This window comes from Sphingobacterium allocomposti (assembly GCF_008124885.1).
Classification (GTDB): domain Bacteria; phylum Bacteroidota; class Bacteroidia; order Sphingobacteriales; family Sphingobacteriaceae; genus Sphingobacterium; species Sphingobacterium allocomposti.
Genome location: NZ_VNHX01000011.1, coordinates 88,392 through 106,220 on the forward strand (window position 1 = coordinate 88,392; position 17,829 = coordinate 106,220).

Below are 17,829 nucleotides of genomic sequence, written 5' to 3' on the forward strand. Positions count from 1 at the left end.
CTTCTCAAGGTCTATTTTAACCGTTCTGTTCTGCTCAGCTGCTCCTCATTCGCTGCCTGTAAAGCCGGATTCTTCTTAATCACGGGCGGAGGATTAAACACTGTGTAATGGTTGGCCGTGATGACCGAGTCTTTATCCACGTCCGTTGGTTGCTCAAGGGTCCAGTCGGCCGTGTGTTTCTTCTCAAAACGGCACGTGTTACAGATGAAGTCTTCCACTTCATTGTATTCGTCTTTCCGGCCCGTGACCCGCAAAACCTCTTCTCCTTTGTACCATAGCGTAACCTTTCCGGAACACGTGGGACAATCGCGATGTGCGTCAACCGGCTTGGTAAACCAAACCCGATTTTTAAACCGGAAGGTCTTGTCGGTTAGCGCACCTACCGGACAGACGTCAATGACGTTACCGATAAACTCGTTATCCAGCGCCCGCTCGATGAAGGTTGAAATCTCCGCATGGTCGCCGCGGTAGATCACACCATGTTCCCGTCGCCCCGTTAGCTGATTAGCAACATACACGCAGCGGTAACATAAAATGCACCGGTTCATATGCAGCTGTATCTTGTCTCCGATATCAATCCGCTCAAATGTACGCCGCTCAAATTCATACCGGGTCTGTTCGGCGCCATGCTCATATCCTAAATCCTGCAATTTACATTCGCCGGCCTGATCGCAGATAGGACAATCCAATGGATGGTTAATCAGGAGCATCTCGACGACACCCTTACGCGCTTCAATAACGTCCGGAGAAGTGATGTTCTGTACCTCCATACCGTCCATCACCGTCGTCCGGCACGATGCTACCAGCTTCGGCATTGGCCGTGGATCTTTCTCAGACCCCTTTGAGACCTTTACCAGGCATGTGCGGCACTTGCCTCCACTGCCTTCCAGCTTGGAATAGTAGCACATCGCAGGAGGGACAATATCGCCTCCTATCTGACGGGCAGCGTTTAAAATCGTCGTCCCCGGCGCAACGTCTATCGATATACCGTCTATGGTTACTTTAAATTTTCCTTCTTCAGCCATAGTGCTTATATATAAAGTCTGAAATTAAGAAGTCGGAAGTGAGCAAGCCTTAAACCATTTAAATCGTCTCAATTCCAAATCCTCAAATTCCCTAATTGTCAATTTTCCCTAATTTTCGAACTCCGAACGGTTCAACGACATTCATTCTCCGCCTACTTAGCCACAACCTCCGCCGGCGCAGGTTCACCAGCCCTGGCCCTTATGCCCCCCCATTACTCCGCCATGATCAGCGGGTCGGCGTAATGCGCCAGGCCATAATTCCTTGTCTGCGCTTCTTCCGGATGGAAAATATGCCATTCAAACTCGTCGCGGAAATGCCGGATGGCACTTGCCACCGGCCATGCGGAGGCGTCTCCCAATGGGCATATCGTGTTTCCATCGATTTTCCGCTGTATATCCCACAGCAGGTCGATGTCGGAAAGGTCGCCATGACCATACTCTATCTTATGCAGCACTTTTTCCATCCATCCTGTGCCTTCGCGGCAAGGAGAACATTGTCCGCAACTTTCATGATGATAAAAGCGTGTAAAGTTCAATGTGTTGCGTACGATACATTGATCCTCGTCAAAAGCAATAAAGCCGCCCGATCCCATGGCAGTCCCGGTCACAAATCCGCCGTCAGCCAACGACTCGTACGTCATGAGCCGCGCATCGCCCTTGGCCGTTTTCAACGCCAGGTTTGCCGGCAGGATAGGGACTGATGATCCACCAGCCACCACAGCTTTTAATCGCTTTCCATTGGCGATACCGCCACAATATTCGTCCGAGTAGATAAATTCTTCCACAGGCAAGCCAAGCTCGATCTCGTAGACACCCGGACGCACAATATTGCCGGAGGCTGATATGAGTTTGGTGCCGGTGCTTCGCTCGATACCTATTTTCGCATATTCCTCGCCTCCCTCGTTGATGATCGGCACGGTAGCAGCAATAGATTCTACATTGTTAACAACCGTGGGGCAACCATAGAGGCCTGCCACGGCAGGGAAAGGGGGTTTTATACGCGGGTTTCCACGTTTACCTTCGAGGGATTCGAGCAGCGCTGTTTCCTCGCCGCATATGTAGGCGCCGCCGCCGGGCTGCACGTAAATTTCCAGGTCATACCCCGTTCCCAATATATTTTTGCCGAGGAACCCTGCGGCCTTAGCCTCTGCGATAGCCCTTTCCACAATACGGATCTGCGGCATCATCTCGCCGCGGATATAGATATAGGACGTATTGGCTCCTAAAGCGTAGCTCGATACAATCATACCTTCTACCAGCGCATGGGGGATTTTAGTCATCAGATACCGGTCTTTAAAAGTCCCCGGTTCGGATTCGTCGCCGTTGCATACAAGGTATCTCGGCACGCCTTCTGGCTTTGCCAGAAACCCCCACTTCATACCTGTGGGGAAGCCTGCTCCGCCGCGGCCCCTTAAACCAGATTTTTTCACCTCTTCCACAACATCGTCCGGAGACATGGTTCTCAACGCTTTTTCTACTGCGCGGTAGCCGCCATACTGACGGTACACATCAAAGCCGTTTATCCCCGGAACATCCACATGGTTTAATAATAACTTACGTGCCATATTAATTTGTTTCTGCTTTATGCCTCAATTCCTCTATAAGTTTGTCCACGCTGTTCTCTGTCAGGTTTTCATAGAATGTATATTCGGGCCCTATCTGCAGCACCGGTCCGAAGCCGCAGGCCGCAATACACTCCACACCGCGCCATGAAAACATACCGTCTGCGGTTACCTCGCCTTCTTTAACACCCAGCCTTGTTTCGATATGCTTCATGATGCGTTCCGCGCCCACCAGACAGCAGGGGCCGGTACGGCATACTTCCAGTACATACTTTCCTTTCGGCTGTAAAAAGAACATCGTGTAGAATGTTGCCACTTCGTACACCTCAATGGGCTGAATCCCTAGATAAGCAGCAACCTTATCCATGGCGTCGACGCTTAGCCACCCGTATTCGGCCTGCACCAAGTGCAAAATCGGCAGTAATGCCGACTTGTGGCGGCCTTCGGGATACCGGGCCACGACTTCTGCAAACCGCTCAAGCAACGGGGCAGAAAACTCGACGATCATATTTTCCTGAACCTTAAGCATCTAGTTCTCCTGCAATAATATTTAAACTACTCATATTGATAATAGCATCCGAGATCAGCATTCCGCTGCTCATTGGAGCAAACATCTGATAATTGATAAATGATGGCCTACGGAAGTGTAGACGATAGGGCGAGCGGCCTCCGTCGTGAATAAGGTAAAATCCAAGCTCTCCGTTCGCACCTTCCACGGCGTGGTATACTTCTGACTGCGGCGTCTCCCATTCTCCCATGACGATCTTGAAATGGTAGATCAACGCCTCCATATTGGTATACACCTGTTCTTTTGGCGGCAGATAAAATTCGGGCACGTCGGCATGGAATACGCCGACAGGTTCCTTCTTAATTTTGTCTAATGCCTGTTCTATAATGCGCAGGGATTGCCACATTTCATCGTTGCGCACCATAAAGCGGTCGTACACATCTCCCGTGGTACCTACCGGGATGTCGAAATCAAACTCCTCATACGAACTATACGGCGACACCGCACGCACATCGTAGTCAACGCCTGTTGCGCGCAATATAGGACCAGACCAGCTATAACTCAACGCCTGCTCCGGTGTTACCGCTGCTACGCCTGACGTCCGCTCGATAAAAATCCGATTGCGTACGAACAGGTTTTCGAATTCCTTCAACACCGGCGGGAACCGCTTGATAAATTCCTCTATCTTACGGAATGCGACTTCATTGAAATCCCGCTCAAAACCTCCTATACGTCCTATATTGGTTGTTAAGCGCGCGCCACAGATTTCCTCAAAGATTTCGTAAATAAACTCGCGCTCCTGCATGACATATAGAAAACCGGAAAATGCTCCAGTATCAACACCCAGGATTCCATTGCAGATGATATGGTCGGCTATGCGAGCCAGTTCCATCACGATAACACGCATGTATTGAACGCGTTTGGGGATATCGATCTGCAGCAGCTTCTCGACAGTCATATGCCACCCCATGTTGTTTATCGGGGCTGAACAGTAGTTCAGGCGGTCCGTAAGTGGCGTTATCTGATAAAACGGACGATGTTCCGCGATCTTCTCAAACGCCCGATGTATATAACCTATGGTGGATACACCGCTCACGATGCGTTCCCCGTCGATCTGCACAACGTTCTGGAACACCCCATGCGTAGCCGGGTGCGTCGGGCCGATGTTTAATGTGATCAGCTCGTCCTGTGGATCGTTATCGAAAAATACGGCGGCATTCGGTGTTATCTTGGTTACTGGTTTACTCATCTTAATTTCGGTTATTATCGTCCAAAATAAAAATCTTTTTTGTCTACCCGGTTTGGATCTTCCAGGGGATACTCCTTGCGCATCGGAAAAACATCCAGTTCGTCCATATTCAAGATCCGCCGCAGGTCCGGATGGCCTTCAAAGATTATCCCGAAGAAATCGTACGTCTCGCGCTCCATCCAGTTTGCCCCATGCCATATTGTTGTAGCAGTAGGTACGGTCGGAATAGGGCCGGACACAAATACCTTAATCCGCAGCCTTACATCCTGAAGCATATTGTACACGTGGTAGACGACGCAGAACTCCTGCTCCTGCCTGGGATAATGCACGGCCGTGATATCTGTCAGATAATTCATCCGGAGCTCCGGATCCTCTTTAACAAACTGCAGCACGTCAATGATCGTCTCCACATTTACAGCGACAGTCAGCAAGCCGTGCGGCTCTCCGATCACGGCCAGCCCCTCGCCATAGCGATCCTGCAGCCGGGTAATAATTTTCTGGTTATCGAGTTTATCCATTTCCGTTATCCGTTACTATCCCATATTTCTCCAGCAAAGCCTTGTATTCCGGCGTATTACGGCGGTTTAACGACTCATTCTTCACAATCTCCTGCAGCTTCAAAACGCCATCTAAAATAGCTTCAGGACGCGGCGGACAACCGGGGACGTATACGTCTACCGGGATAATCTCGTCGATCCCCTGCAAAACGGAATACGTATCGAAAATTCCGCCGCTTGATGCGCAGGCGCCGACGGCAATCACCCAGCGGGGCTCCGCCATCTGTATATATACCTGCTTCAATACGGGGGCCATCTTTTTAGCGATAGTCCCCATCACCAGGAGCATATCAGCCTGCCTCGGCGAAAAACTCGGGCGTTCCGCTCCAAACCGCGCGAGGTCATACGTCGACCCCATGGTCGCCATAAACTCTATCCCGCAACACGAGGTTGCGAACGGCAATGGCCATAACGAATTTGCCCGCGCAAGACCGATAGCTTTATCCAACGTCGTCGCAAAAAATCCTGCTCCTTCAACCCCTGGGGGCGCTTCTGCCAATGTCACTTTACTCATGACTATCGTTTTTTTGGTTTACACATAAGTTTATTTGGTGGAGGTAGGTAGACGGATGTCAATGATCCCACGATTTCCGGATAGCACCTGCGCATTCAAGTTATGCCGCGTATATGCAATAGAATACTTCCGGTCGGCTTGCGGCCGGAAGCAGTTAATCCCAGTCTAAAGCCCGCTTCTTAATCACATAGATGAACCCTAACAGAAGAAAGCCCATGAAAATGAACATCTCTATCAGACCTTCAACCCCAAACTCACGGAAATTGACGGCCCACGGATACATGAATATGACCTCCACATCAAATATGACGAACAAGATAGCTACTAAGAAATATTTGATGGAAAAGCGCTGCCTGGCATTTCCGATGACCTGCACCCCCGATTCGAAAGCACCCAGCTTGTTCTCCGTCCGAACTTTGGGGCCTATCAAATGTGTGCCGATAATTGTCAGCACGCCGAAACTTACAGCTACACCTAGCTGTATTAAAATAGGGATGTAATCTACTGGAGTGCTACTTAGGTTTACACTTTCCATAATATCAGTTTATTATCTGTTCTCTCTAACAAATATATCATTTTTTCCCAATAAAAAAAGGGACCGCTAGCAGTCCCTTTATATTTTAATGTTATTTTAATTTTAGAGTTGATCAACGAACTGTCCAGCAAACTCATTCTCCGGATCAACCTTGATTGTCTCCTGGAAATATGTTTTCGCTTTTGCGTTATCTCCTTTTAAGTAATAGAAATAGCCAAGGTAGTTGTTCGCGTCTGTGATGTACGAATTTAGGTTCGCGTCATCCGACTCTATGCTCTTAACCGCTTCTAATAACTTCGTAAATGAATCTACAAATAGACCTTGCGCTTTCTCCGGATCGTACATTACACCATCCAAAGCCAGCTCTGACAATCCCTTGTAGTAAAGGGAGTTGATCAGATATTTTTTCTTCACATCCTCTTTGTCTGTTGCCACTACAATACCAAAGGCCTTAACTGCTTCGTCCAAGATCGGCTTACCTTCCTGCAGCTTTTGCTGTCCAAGCTCTGGTGTTACCTCCTCGCCCTCAGCAGGAGAGACGATCTTCGAACCTTTACTGTACTGACCTAAGCCTAAGTAATAGTTTGCATCGTAGTAGTAGTCAGACTCCGGCATGGAAGCTGGCAAACGGAAGATCTTTACAGCATTTTCTACGTCGCCGTCTTGATATTTCGCAAATGCCGTTTCAGCGATTTCTGTCTCTAAGTTATCCTCTTCAGTCTGCTTCTCCATAGCTTGCTTAAGCAAGTCCATACCTTTCGCTTCATCGCCGGCGCTCAAGTTTGCCAAACCAGCGTACAGGTAGTCACGTGGGATTAAACGCTCAGGCTGCACTTTTGAAAATAAGGTATTCATGTACTCCGTTGCTTTGGCATAGTCCTTATCTTGGTTGTATGCGATATATCCTAAATAGCGGTATACTTTCGCGTCTACACCAGGCGCATTCGCCAATTCTTCTGCAACGGTCTTCAACTCCTCATAGTTACCGGAGTACACCAAAAAGTCTGCATAACGTGTCTTCGCTTCTACGGAGTTATCACCGGTTAAGCTTAGATATTTCTTGTAGTTTTCTACACCCTTTTGGTTGATCTCACGGTACTGCTCTTCCGGAGCTTTCAAAGACGATAAGTAATAAGTCTCCGCCAGCTCGCGGTATAACGGCGCATAATCCGGATGTTCCTGTGTCAACGCTGTTAGCTGCTCAATAACGACATCGTAAGCCTGCGCACGTCTCGAGATCACCGCCTGCCCGATTTTCGGTGCCAACAGATTAGGATCCATATATTCTGCATCGCGGTAATTTACGAACGCCTGGCTACTTTCGCCCATACCTGCGTAAGCATCACCTAACGCCACTAAAATAGAAGGATCTTTCTCGTTTTTCGCCTTTGCCTGCGTTAAGTACTCTATAGCTTTCGTATAGTCTGGCTTAGGTGCGTCTATATAAGCCTCTCCGATATATAGAAGCGGCAAATAATCTTTCTTACCTAATCCCGCAACCGCTGTCGAGAACTTCGATTCTGCTGCACTTTGGTTGCCATTCATGAGGTCAACAATACCTAGACCTACATTGTTTAATTGTTCTTTTGGAGCGTTTGTCAACCCTTGGTTGAATACGTAAGCTGCTGAGTCTACTTTATCGTTGATTAAATGAATTTTTCCTAGATAGAAGTAGTTCTCGCCGTCCTTCGCTTTCTTCTCCACCAAGTTCTGAAGGATACCCTTCGCCTTGTCATACTGCTCAGCAGTTAAAGCTGCTTTTGCATCTTTCAAGCTTTGTGCACCCGCAGAACCTATTGTTCCAGCCAATAATAGACTTAAAAATAATTTGCTGTGTGTCATAATTTATCGTGTTCTACTTTTTATTCTCTTTATTAAATATTATCCCTAACAATAATCTCGCGTCCGGGCATGGTGGCAGGTACAAGACCTGACCGCAGGACGATCCGCTGCCCTCTATCACCTGTCAAAAACGCCGAGAAACCGATCCCTAGCCCCATATTGGGTTGATAGTTCAGCACATAAAAAGTGCGTCGCAAAGGATACTGTCCCGCAGCAAGTGTAGATTGACTCGGCTTATAAAACTTTCGATCAGCCTGCTCTCCCTGCGTATTCTGCACGCTCAAGATACGAATATTATTTTTATCTGGAAACGTTGCTATTAAATCTAGATACTGGTTATAGCCCAATACACCGACTTTTTCCGTGCTGCTTGCCACCGCCTGTAACACCCCAGCTGCGCCATTGCCGGCCTCCACAAAATTAGAGGCTACCTTTTCGATTTTTCCGATCTCCTGCAAATGTCTAAACGTACTTGAATTAATATTGTCGAAGACTATTTTTTTCCTGTCGGTGCTCACGCCCCTCATCGCCTCTGTTAAATACTCCATAGTAACGCTGGTATCGGCCGCTTTAGTATTGTTGATGACCACTATTCCATCTGTGCAAACCGGAAATACCCGCGGCGATATCGAACGCTTATCAAAATAAGCGGCTTCCGTCTCATTCAGTTCGCGGGCAAGCACGGCTACGCCGGCCTTATCTGCCAATAACTCACGGATAGCAAACAGCTCTGGTTTAGCTATAAACTGAAGCTTCGCGTTTGGATAAGCAGAAAGAAAAACCTCCTCCTGTTCCTTCAGCAACGGATAAACCGACTCATCTATCGCCACATATAATGTGCCGACAAGGATATCTTCTCTGGCAGCCTTCGTCTGCGAAACGCTGTCCTGGGAGTTGCCGTCCGTATTTTTCTTACGGGAACAGGCAAACATCAGCGGCAACATTCCGAGAAGAAAAACGATATACAATAGCTGTTTTATGTTTGTTCTTACTACCATTACTAATTAGAGTACTTATGTTTAACAAAAGTTTAATGACGGGCTGCTAACGGTTAAAATTATTTTGCCATAGTCTCGCAAAACGCATAAACGAATAGACGATAAGCAAGATGCCGAAAAACGTCCTATATGTCGGGTTTATCTCCAGCGGGAAGTTGTCCCAGAAAATGATCAACATTCCCAACACAAAGTAGAAGCCAAACATCGCTAGGCCTAAAATAGACAGAAATCGCTGGGTCGGCGATTTCTGACTAAATTTATTTGTGCTTTTACGCAAACCACTCATATTATTGTTGAAGGTTTAAGGTGATAGGCAATGTATAAGCTACCCGTACCGGACGACCGTTCTGAATACCCGGCTTCCATTTTTTCGCTTTTTTCAATACATTAACCGCTGCTTGTCCTGTACCGTACGACAAGTCTTTCACCACTTTAATGTCGGTCAAGCTACCATCTCTCTCTACAACGAAAGAAACGACCACCTGCCCTTTCACTCCCGCGTCAATTGCTCCCTGCGGATAGCTGTAGTTGTCTCCTACCCACTTACGGAAAGCGTTTAGGCCGCCGATTGGTTCAGGGTTAACCTCAACCGCGGTAAAGATCTTGTCTACATCCGCATTTCCGTCAGGATCCCCTGTTGCGCTACCGGTGATCTGTCCTTCGACTTTCTTAGGACCAAATTCACCCGTCGGCACCCCAGCGGCCCCTTTCGTACCTTTTAGCGTGATACGGGCTGGTGTTTTATTCTCCTTTTTTATCTCTTCCTGAGAAACAACCTCTTCCTTCACTTGATTCTGAGGTACGACCTTAGGCTCAGGAAAGCGCACCAAATCTTCCGCAGGCGGCTCTTGGGCGATACGTTGAGGCGGTTCTTCTTCTTGTGGAAGAGGCTCTTCTTCTTCTTCTGGCTCCGGTATGTCTAAGTCTTCCAACGTAACTTCCGTGATAACGGGAGCTTCCTCTACAGGCTTGTCTGGAAAAACTTTAATATTAAACATTTTTGGAGCACTCAAAACAAAAACAGCTACTGTTATTGAGAATAGACCGATGTTGGTTGCCTTCGGCGCGAATTTGCGCAGATCATAGGCTCCATACTCTTTATTTCTATTCGCAAAAACGACATCAAGCCATTCTTTTTTGAATATATCTAATTTAGAACCAAACATATTTTACTTGATTATGCGATTAGTCGTTAAAAAGACCTTCGCGTTTTAATAACTCTATTTCGTCATTATTGATCTTCGAAATCATGTAACGCTTCACGTCTACAATCTTCATCTCATCTAAAATATCGACAAGATTACGTTGTACCGATTTCTCGCTAGGTCTGATAACGACGATCAAATCTTTACCACCTGCGCGGGCAGGAACCTCTTTTTGCATTCTCAGCAGCACTTGACGAATCCCATCTTTACCGTACGCTACCGTAGTAGGTGGATAGATTGGATTTGACAGCTGTCCATAATACCAAGAGATCTTGTTGTCCGACCCTAACAAAAGCGTAATAGAACGGTTGTCTGCAATCTCTAAATTATCGTTTGCATCGATCTTGTTCTTGTCGGGCATCGCGACATCCATCGCTTGTGGTTTATTTAATGACGTGGTCAACATGAAGAAGGTGATTAACAAGAACGCTAAGTCTACCATCGCTGTTAAATCGACTTTACCGCCGGCTTTCTTGGCTCTTACCTTCCCGCCTTTGTCGCCTTTACCACTATCTTGATTTAATTCTGCCATTTTCTTTTGTTCGTATTACAACTATTGCTCCGCTCTTAAACCGGTAACAAAACTAAATTTGTTCTGCTTCTGGTTACGCAACGTTTCAATAATTAAGTTAACGGTTGGATATTTCTCTTCTGCATCAGCTTTGATTGCAACCTTCATCGGTCCTGGATCGACAAAATCTCTTTCGCCTTCCCGCGAGCGGTTAAACTCGATCGTTGCTTTCCGCGCTTCTTGTACCCAAGAATATAACTCGTTGGATGCAGTCTCCGTACTATCTACAGGGATACCCGGCTGAATCTCCTCCTTACGTTGCTCATTCGGCAATGAAAGCAGTTGACGCAGGTTCTTAATCGGAACACCAAATTCGTCCAATTGTTTAAACTTCTCATAATCTTCCGCAGAGAAGGCAATATTGTATTTCTGCGACATGTTCTTCAATGTGATCTCCCGAACATTAGGATTTTTCACGCCGAAAAATATCTTGCCTTTCGCAACCGAAATAATCCCCACGTTATCGTCTGGCAACTTATCCGGTGTTGTTGACGCTGGCGTATCCACAACCAAAACCTCTGGTTGACGGGCCGTCGCCGTTAATACGAAGAATGTAAGAAGTAAGAACGAGACATCACACATCGCCGTCATGTCGATGGAGGTACTGGCTCTTTTTACTTTTGCTTTACCCATTTTCTTTACTTCTTTGATTAACTATTCTTATTCTTTAATTTAATGATGATCTTGGCGCACAAATTCCATAAAAGAATTTGAAAAAATCACATTTTCTTACTTGTGGTTCGCCGCGTACGTTTGTACGATAGAGAAACCAGCCTCGTCAATAGAATAAGTTAAGTTATCAATTTTTGCCGTTAAGATGTTGTACATAACGATCGCGAATGTAGACGTCGCAATACCAGTCGCTGTATTGATCAAGGCCTCAGAGATACCGTTCGCCAATTTTGCAGAGTCTGGAGCTCCACCTGTTGCTAACGCCGAGAACGCGCGGATCATACCTGTTACCGTACCTAATAGACCAGTTAACGTACCGATAGAAACCAACGTCGCGATAACGTTCATGTTTTTCTCTAACATTGGCATCTCCAATGCTGTTGTTTCCTCGATTTCTTTCTGAATAGCTACGACAGACTTCTCTGCATCTAATCCTGTGTTTGCAGACACGTCTTTGTATTTCAACAATCCAGCTTTTACCACGTTTGCAACCGATCCTTTTTGCTTGTCGCACTCAGCGATAGCCGAATCGATGTTACCACCGTTAATTAAGGCTTGGATTTTACGAACGAAGTTACCTACGTTACCTGTACCAGCAGCTCTGCCGATAACAATGAAACGCTCGATAGAGAATACCCATACCATTAAGAATAATCCCAAAAGGACAGGTACTACCACACCCGCATGGTAAACCATTCCTAGGTAGTTACCAGGAAGTGGCTGGTTTTCTGGATTGTTGTCGATAAAGTTTGAAGGGTTACCCATTACGAATTTGTATACGATAATACCTATCGCAAAACAAATGATAATTGCTAAACTCGCAAATAAATTACCTGATTTTCCGCTTTCTTGTTTTTTAGCAGGAGCAGTAGTTTTTGGTGCGTTTGCCATTTTTACTAATTTTTAGATTTTTACTGTTGTTTAATATAATGTTTAATTCAATTTGTGCAATCTAAAGCCATTTATCTTGCCTTAAAGCAAAACAAATATACCATTTTGTATTAAAAATAAAATTTTCCGAGCATTAATTTATACATCTTTCAAGCGCGTCCGTATCAGTGAACCATCAGCGGTTTCCTTCCGTGCTAATACGCCCATTACTCATGGTTTAACGCTGTTTAATGCGATATATTTTACAATGAAAACTATTTTTTTTGGTTTATGCAAATTAAAAAATCATTAACACAAAAAAATAAGTAAGTGTTCACTCACAACAAATCCGGCTATTTTGCCGCTCCATATATCGAATATCGCAGACCTCTTAATTGTCCAATCGACGGGCATGTCAAAAGAACGGGTTATGCAACCGATTGTAACTGACTAACCGCCAACCGTTTTCACGCCGTACCCATCTATTTGCAATAACTCTGCTATCTTTGCTTTGAAGTCTCCCTGGATCAGGATTTCTCCGTCCTTGGCTGCCCCGCCGACGCCGCACCGTTGCTTCAGCTTTTTTGCTAAATCATTTAAGTCGCTGTCGGTTCCCACGAAGCCCTGCACGATTGTAACAACTTTCCCTTTTCGGGATTTCCGATCTAATAGTACCTTTAATTTCTGCTTCGCCGGCGGCAATGTTTCCTGCTCCGTCTCCGGATCGCTCTCTGTATAAGCGAAGTCCTCAGCCGTAGAGTATACAATACCTTCAAAACGTTGCTTTTTATTTTTCATCTTTTGCTTGTTGAACGTAATTAAGTTGATAAGGTTTATAATGTTCATAGGGTTGATAAAGTTGTTAACCTTATAAACCTCTTATCCTTATTAACCTTATTAACCTCTTATCCTTATTAACCTCTTATCCTTATTAACCTTATTAACCTCTTATCCTTATTATCCTTATTAACCTCTTATCCTTATTAACCTTATTAACCTCTTATCCTTATTAACCTCTTATCCTTATTAACCTCCTTAACAAATAACCTTTAATGACCTCGGTTTGATCGTGATGTCCAACCTCCCTCCCATATCGACCGGCTCGCCGTCCACATGTACCGGACCGTTATCGTCACGGATAATGGTAATTTCCTTGCCGGGGATGATTTCTACATACTCGGACTGATCTGCACTTTTCGTGAACAGATGAAAGATCATCTTTGGCAACAGATACAGCGGAAATTGATGTACCACACACACATCCAAAACACCGTCCGTAATCGACGCCTGCGGCGCAATATAAGCATTGTTGCCATATTGCGGCGAGTTGGCCACGCTGATCATAAAAGCCTCTTTTTCGTATGTCTTACCATCAATGATAAGCTTATAGCGGCTAGGATTGAATTTGCTGATCACGTTAACAACCGAGCGAAGGTAACCGATAGGTCCCCGAACATTTTCGGCTGCAAAGTGGTCACTGACGGAAGCATCGAAACCCAAGCCCGCAATGTTAAAAAAATAACGGCCATTGATTGCGCCGGTATCGACCTCGACAGACTCAAAACGATTGATGCGCCGAATCGCTGCCGACTCGTTGAGCGGGATGCCCAAATAAAGGGCTAAGCCGTTTCCTGACCCTTCGGGGATAATTCCCAGTGGCATTCCCGTTCCCAAAATTGCTGAACCCAGTTCGTTAATTGTCCCGTCTCCGCCCACTGCCACGACGGCATCATAACCCTCGACGATGGCTTCTTTCCCGAGTTCAAAGGCATGATTAGGGTGATCTGTAATTTTAAAGGTCGGGTCAAATTTCTCGAGATCCAGCACTTCCAGCACCTGCTTATTGAATGCAGTTTTCTTTTTTCCTCCGGAAATTGGGTTAATAACAAACAATATTCGCTTACGTTGCCGCATATCTTCATCTGAAATAGGACATAAAGATAAGGTTTTTATTTGCGTTAATTATGGATTGCCGTATATTGTATACACTGGTCTCCATTTCCGCCGGCAGAAGCCTCCGCTCCGCCAGCCGGCATCTAGAAAATTAGCCTCATGCCGTTACAAACGGTCAAGGCCGTTACTTTAAACTTATAAAATAACGGCCTTGACTGATCGGGCAGAACGCTCTGGCAACTATCGCTGCAAGTCGAGGTTAGGTTTCTGCCCCATCTGCAATTTCAGCACACCCCCGCCAACGACATCGGCAAAGGGTATTGATACCGATGGTTGGGATTTCCCGTTTTTACTTACCGCTTGTATGTACATGTTTTCCGGACCATTATTTTCCACGTCAATAATAAACTTATCGCCTGTGTAATAGTCTTTGTTCAACGTTACCTCGATGCGGTCAAACAATGGGCTACCAATTTGGAAATGAGGGTTGATCTGTGTTAGACCTTTTACGTCAAACAGCCCCATGCCAGCCATTACATACCATGCGCCCAACTGTCCCTGATCCTCATCCTGACCGTACCCATAGCCATGAAGACCGTCAACCCCATAAAATTCGTCGCAGATGGTGCGCACCCACTTTTGGGTCAAATGGGGCTTCCCAGAAAAATTAAACAGCCAGGATACGTGCAGATTTGGTTGATTACCGTGATTGTAAAGAGCATGTACTCCTGCAAAAGCGTCCACCGTTCTGCCGCCTCCGAACGTATTTTTCCGAGATTCCACAAAGATACTGTCCAAGCGCCCGTTAAACACATCTTTCCCGACCCTCGCAACCAGCTTCTCAGGCTCGTGCGGCACGTAGAACGTATACTGAATCGCATTTCCCTCCTGGAACCCTGCCCACGCCGCCATCGGGTCAAATGGCTGTAAAAACTTTCCATCCAGTGTACGTGGACGGATAAGTTCACTTTCGGTATCAAAGAGATTCTCCCAATTCGATGCCATTTTGGAAAGACGTTGATAGTCTGCTTCTTTGTTTAAGCTCTTCGCGAATTGTGCAACAGCATAGCTACTGAACGAATACTCCATGGTATGGGAAGCGCCAAATACCGAACCTTCGTCCTGTTTGGTAATAAAATAATCATCGCTTGGGATATAGGGACAATAACCGCGCTTAACAAACGCCGAAACATCCAGTTTGCCTGCGCCGGCCGGCCGGTTTTCGCCGTCCACTTCATTCTTCAGTGCCGCTTCATATCCCAGTTGATAATCGAAATCCCGTATTCCACAATTGTATGCAGCAGCAATGGCGAGGCCGGTAAAGTTCGTTCCCACGCCGGAAACATATTTACTGTTAGCGATACCATCGCCCAGCCACCCCGTTTCTTTGTACACCAGCAACTGGCTCTGTACCCAATCTGAATAATACTCGGGATAAGCCAAGGCCCATAGCTGGGTAAGGTTCCAATATCCGCCCCAAATAGCATCTGTATTGTAGTAATTAAATGTTGGCTCTTGATCGCTGTCGACCTCCAGATGGCCTACTGTCCCGTCGTTTTTCGGATACGCGCCGTTGACATCGTTGGCCAGCCCCCTTCCCAACAGGGCATGGTAAAGGCCGGTATAAAACTTGATTTTATCCTCCTCACGTCCTCCCTCTACCTTTATACGTCCAAGCATCTCATTCCAGCGCGACGACGCCTTTTCCCTGGTCGCGTCAAAGTGCTGCCCGGAGGCCTCCCTTTCATAATTCAACCTTGCGTTTTCGATCGATGTATAGGATTGGCCGACCTTCACCGTAATCTGTTCTTCGGCCGAGGTCTGGTATTGTACGGCCAGACAAGCTCCCACTCCTTTGATTTCCTTCGATCCGCCAACCGAACCGCCGCGCACGAACGTCTTGACATCCTTGAAGGGCTTACTCAATTTAGCATAAAAATACATGTTCACCGTTGCTTCCGGCTGATATTTTTTGACGTATTCGGGTTTCGTGACAACGTATCCTTCGATGGTTGTTTCATCAACCGCTTTAACATAAGCGTCGGCCACGGCGCCGCTCTCCCCCAGCTTGTTGCCGATATCGAATAAGATATAGGACGCTTCCGACTCCGGAAACGTATAACGCTGATAGCCTACCCGATCTGTAGCCGTAAGTTCAACTTTCGTTTGATATTTATCCAAAAGGACGCTATAGTAGCCGGCTGTGGCATGTTCATTCTCTTTTTTGAAAGGCGAACGATAACCGTTCGCAGGGTCTTCGAGCGTTCCGGGAACAGTTTTTAGACTTCCTACGACGGGCATCATCATGACACCGCCAATCTGAAATTCATGAAAGCATGCAAAGCCTTCGATAGAACGGTGGCCGTCTTCATAACCGACAGCTTCCCAGCCGTTGGCATTTCCATAGGAACCGTTCGTAGACGGTCCCAGCTTGGCCATTCCAAACGGCACGGCAGCTGGCGTATAAAAAAACCACCGGCTATGTACGGTGCCAATGTTGGGGTTTACATAGCCTGTCCATCGTTCTGCTGCTTCTTTTTTTCCTGCACAGGACAAAAACCCCATGCTCAGCGCTGTTAACAGTATTAATAAATTTTTGTTTTTCATATCTACTTTATTGACAATTCTTTTTCCCTGGTCATCGCTTTGATCAGCGCGATACGTGCATATAATTCTGCCATACACGACGAATCAAGTAGCCATTTTGGCTTTTTATTCTCATCTTTTCGTCCTGTCCAGTCCGCATAGGGCAACCCCTCTTCATCGCGCGCATGCACCCATGCCCACTCGGCCCGTTCAATCACCGCTTCCACATACCTCGGATTTCGATCGATTTCGTACAGCTCCTGATAGCCCCTGAACAGCACCACCGTAAACCATGGGATGTCCTTCACATAAGGAACACCGTCGTCCGTATGACCAAAATAGTATTTGTAAGAGCCCTCCGCCAACGCCCGCGCGTCGTTGAGATAGCTCTTCTTTCCGGTAATCTTATAGAGCCGTACAGCCGACTGAATCATGGTTCCCGTATTATACGTATACGCATGTTTCTGCACTTCCGCGTCCTTACGTTCTGCCGCTGTACCATCTGGAATGAGTAACGAATTCCAAATAATGTTCAGGCTGTCATCACGAAGGGTATTCAGCATCCAATCATACGATTTTATAGCATACCGAAGATACGCCTCGTCGCGTGTTGCCTGATACAACTTTAACGCCAGTACCGTCGCCTTACCATTGCTGCAGGCAGGCTTCTGGTCGCGTACTCCTTCCAGCCATGGCACGCCGCCCCCAAAATCCTGCGTCCATCCACTCTCGATGAAGCTCATGACCGCCTTGGCCTTTGCTAAGTACGATTTATCAGCAGTAACGACATAGGCATCCATATAATCGATACCTACCAGTCCGTTATCATCGTAATAACGGTCGACCCGCTCGAATTTTGAGGGGTACGCCTGATATCCGTGTGGTGTACGCGTTTTATCCAGATATTGTTCTACCGCAACCAACATGGAGTCCAGGTAAGGTTTATACGCTTTCGGGTCCAGTTCCATGAGTATGTTGACCGACGAGAAGACACCACTCATCGGCCAGAGATAAGATACTTCCTGCGCTTTATGCCCGCTCTCCTGAAAGTACGTCAGATCCGGCTTATGGCTATTAGGATAATACTCGGCGAATAGACCGTGTTCAGGCACACGATATTTGGCCCATACAAGGTGAAACGTTTCTTTAGCACGCTGGAGATAGATATCTTTTGGCTGAGCCTGTGCCACAGACCCCAGCAAATACATCACCACCAGTAATAAAAACTCTTTTCTCATCCCC

Annotated in this window: 18 protein-coding genes; all 18 read right to left on the reverse strand. The window is 46.6% G+C overall.

The genetic code is table 11. The annotated features are described in order from the left end of the window. Positions 1-11: 11 nt before the first annotated feature. A complete protein-coding gene (locus tag BC792_RS09635; RefSeq protein WP_148908792.1) occupies positions 12-1,025 on the reverse strand; it encodes an NADH-quinone oxidoreductase subunit G in 1,014 nt (337 codons plus the stop codon). 212 nt (positions 1,026-1,237) lie between these two features. Further along, positions 1,238-2,590: an NADH-quinone oxidoreductase subunit NuoF gene (gene nuoF, locus BC792_RS09640; RefSeq protein ID WP_148908793.1), complete on the reverse strand. Its 1,353-nt coding sequence runs from the start codon at positions 2,588-2,590 to the stop codon at positions 1,238-1,240. 1 nt (position 2,591) lies between these two features. Continuing rightward, complete coding sequence (locus tag BC792_RS09645; RefSeq protein WP_148908794.1) at positions 2,592-3,116, reverse strand: NADH-quinone oxidoreductase subunit NuoE family protein; 525 nt, start codon at positions 3,114-3,116, stop codon at positions 2,592-2,594. Next, positions 3,109-4,344, reverse strand: coding sequence for an NADH-quinone oxidoreductase subunit D (locus BC792_RS09650; protein ID WP_148908795.1), 1,236 nt, complete (start codon positions 4,342-4,344; stop codon positions 3,109-3,111). Before BC792_RS09650 ends, BC792_RS09645 begins: the two co-directional genes overlap by 8 nt. 14 nt (positions 4,345-4,358) lie before the next feature. Beyond that, entirely contained in the window at positions 4,359-4,862 is a 504-nt protein-coding gene (locus BC792_RS09655; RefSeq protein WP_148908796.1) for an NADH-quinone oxidoreductase subunit C, read from the reverse strand. Next, positions 4,855-5,415, reverse strand: a complete 561-nt coding sequence (locus BC792_RS09660) for an NADH-quinone oxidoreductase subunit B (RefSeq protein ID WP_148908797.1) — start codon at positions 5,413-5,415, stop codon at positions 4,855-4,857. The genes BC792_RS09655 and BC792_RS09660 overlap by 8 nt, the downstream gene beginning before the upstream one ends. Positions 5,416-5,569: 154 nt before the next feature. Continuing rightward, a complete protein-coding gene (locus BC792_RS09665; RefSeq protein ID WP_148908798.1) occupies positions 5,570-5,950 on the reverse strand; it encodes an NADH-quinone oxidoreductase subunit A in 381 nt (126 codons plus the stop codon). Between the two features lie 102 nt (positions 5,951-6,052). Further along, positions 6,053-7,792 (reverse strand): tetratricopeptide repeat protein, encoded by a 1,740-nt coding sequence (locus BC792_RS09670; RefSeq protein ID WP_148908799.1) that lies wholly within the window; start codon positions 7,790-7,792, stop codon positions 6,053-6,055. Positions 7,793-7,824: 32 nt separating this feature from the next. Further along, complete coding sequence (locus BC792_RS09675; protein WP_148908800.1) at positions 7,825-8,790, reverse strand: PstS family phosphate ABC transporter substrate-binding protein; 966 nt, start codon at positions 8,788-8,790, stop codon at positions 7,825-7,827. Positions 8,791-8,836: 46 nt separating this feature from the next. After that, positions 8,837-9,076, reverse strand: coding sequence for a hypothetical protein (locus tag BC792_RS09680; RefSeq protein WP_148908801.1), 240 nt, complete (start codon positions 9,074-9,076; stop codon positions 8,837-8,839). A 1-nt stretch (position 9,077) separates the two neighbouring features. Continuing rightward, on the reverse strand, positions 9,078-9,956 hold the full coding sequence (locus BC792_RS09685; RefSeq protein ID WP_148908802.1) for an energy transducer TonB: 879 nt from the start codon (positions 9,954-9,956) through the stop codon (positions 9,078-9,080). A gap of 19 nt (positions 9,957-9,975) precedes the next feature. Then, positions 9,976-10,527, reverse strand: coding sequence for an ExbD/TolR family protein (locus tag BC792_RS09690; RefSeq protein WP_148908803.1), 552 nt, complete (start codon positions 10,525-10,527; stop codon positions 9,976-9,978). A 21-nt stretch (positions 10,528-10,548) separates the two neighbouring features. Further along, complete coding sequence (locus BC792_RS09695; protein WP_148908804.1) at positions 10,549-11,199, reverse strand: ExbD/TolR family protein; 651 nt, start codon at positions 11,197-11,199, stop codon at positions 10,549-10,551. Between the two features lie 96 nt (positions 11,200-11,295). Continuing rightward, positions 11,296-12,129, reverse strand: coding sequence for a MotA/TolQ/ExbB proton channel family protein (locus tag BC792_RS09700; protein ID WP_148908805.1), 834 nt, complete (start codon positions 12,127-12,129; stop codon positions 11,296-11,298). 429 nt (positions 12,130-12,558) lie between these two features. Beyond that, entirely contained in the window at positions 12,559-12,954 is a 396-nt protein-coding gene (locus BC792_RS09705; protein ID WP_246154963.1) for a translation initiation factor, read from the reverse strand. 189 nt (positions 12,955-13,143) lie between these two features. Beyond that, complete coding sequence (locus BC792_RS09710) at positions 13,144-14,022, reverse strand: diacylglycerol/lipid kinase family protein (RefSeq protein WP_148908806.1); 879 nt, start codon at positions 14,020-14,022, stop codon at positions 13,144-13,146. A gap of 219 nt (positions 14,023-14,241) precedes the next feature. Further along, entirely contained in the window at positions 14,242-16,608 is a 2,367-nt protein-coding gene (locus BC792_RS09715; protein ID WP_148908807.1) for a GH92 family glycosyl hydrolase, read from the reverse strand. 2 nt (positions 16,609-16,610) lie between these two features. After that, positions 16,611-17,825, reverse strand: a complete 1,215-nt coding sequence (locus tag BC792_RS09720) for a glycoside hydrolase family 76 protein (protein ID WP_148908808.1) — start codon at positions 17,823-17,825, stop codon at positions 16,611-16,613. Positions 17,826-17,829 lie beyond the last annotated feature (4 nt).

Coding starts and splice junctions, on each gene's coding strand:
- BC792_RS09710 (WP_148908806.1), bottom strand. CDS start 14,022: ATGCGGCAACGTAAGCGAATATTGTTTGTTATTAACCCAATTTCCGGA.
- BC792_RS09695 (WP_148908804.1), bottom strand. CDS start 11,199: ATGGGTAAAGCAAAAGTAAAAAGAGCCAGTACCTCCATCGACATGACG.
- BC792_RS09665 (WP_148908798.1), bottom strand. CDS start 5,950: ATGGAAAGTGTAAACCTAAGTAGCACTCCAGTAGATTACATCCCTATT.
- BC792_RS09645 (WP_148908794.1), bottom strand. CDS start 3,116: ATGCTTAAGGTTCAGGAAAATATGATCGTCGAGTTTTCTGCCCCGTTG.
- BC792_RS09680 (WP_148908801.1), bottom strand. CDS start 9,076: ATGAGTGGTTTGCGTAAAAGCACAAATAAATTTAGTCAGAAATCGCCG.
- BC792_RS09650 (WP_148908795.1), bottom strand. CDS start 4,344: ATGAGTAAACCAGTAACCAAGATAACACCGAATGCCGCCGTATTTTTC.
- BC792_RS09635 (WP_148908792.1), bottom strand. CDS start 1,025: ATGGCTGAAGAAGGAAAATTTAAAGTAACCATAGACGGTATATCGATA.
- BC792_RS09660 (WP_148908797.1), bottom strand. CDS start 5,415: ATGAGTAAAGTGACATTGGCAGAAGCGCCCCCAGGGGTTGAAGGAGCA.
- nuoF (WP_148908793.1), bottom strand. CDS start 2,590: ATGGCACGTAAGTTATTATTAAACCATGTGGATGTTCCGGGGATAAAC.
- BC792_RS09675 (WP_148908800.1), bottom strand. CDS start 8,790: ATGGTAGTAAGAACAAACATAAAACAGCTATTGTATATCGTTTTTCTT.
- BC792_RS09690 (WP_148908803.1), bottom strand. CDS start 10,527: ATGGCAGAATTAAATCAAGATAGTGGTAAAGGCGACAAAGGCGGGAAG.
- BC792_RS09655 (WP_148908796.1), bottom strand. CDS start 4,862: ATGGATAAACTCGATAACCAGAAAATTATTACCCGGCTGCAGGATCGC.
- BC792_RS09670 (WP_148908799.1), bottom strand. CDS start 7,792: ATGACACACAGCAAATTATTTTTAAGTCTATTATTGGCTGGAACAATA.
- BC792_RS09705 (WP_246154963.1), bottom strand. CDS start 12,954: ATGAACATTATAAACCTTATCAACTTAATTACGTTCAACAAGCAAAAG.
- BC792_RS09720 (WP_148908808.1), bottom strand. CDS start 17,825: ATGAGAAAAGAGTTTTTATTACTGGTGGTGATGTATTTGCTGGGGTCT.
- BC792_RS09715 (WP_148908807.1), bottom strand. CDS start 16,608: ATGAAAAACAAAAATTTATTAATACTGTTAACAGCGCTGAGCATGGGG.
- BC792_RS09700 (WP_148908805.1), bottom strand. CDS start 12,129: ATGGCAAACGCACCAAAAACTACTGCTCCTGCTAAAAAACAAGAAAGC.
- BC792_RS09685 (WP_148908802.1), bottom strand. CDS start 9,956: ATGTTTGGTTCTAAATTAGATATATTCAAAAAAGAATGGCTTGATGTC.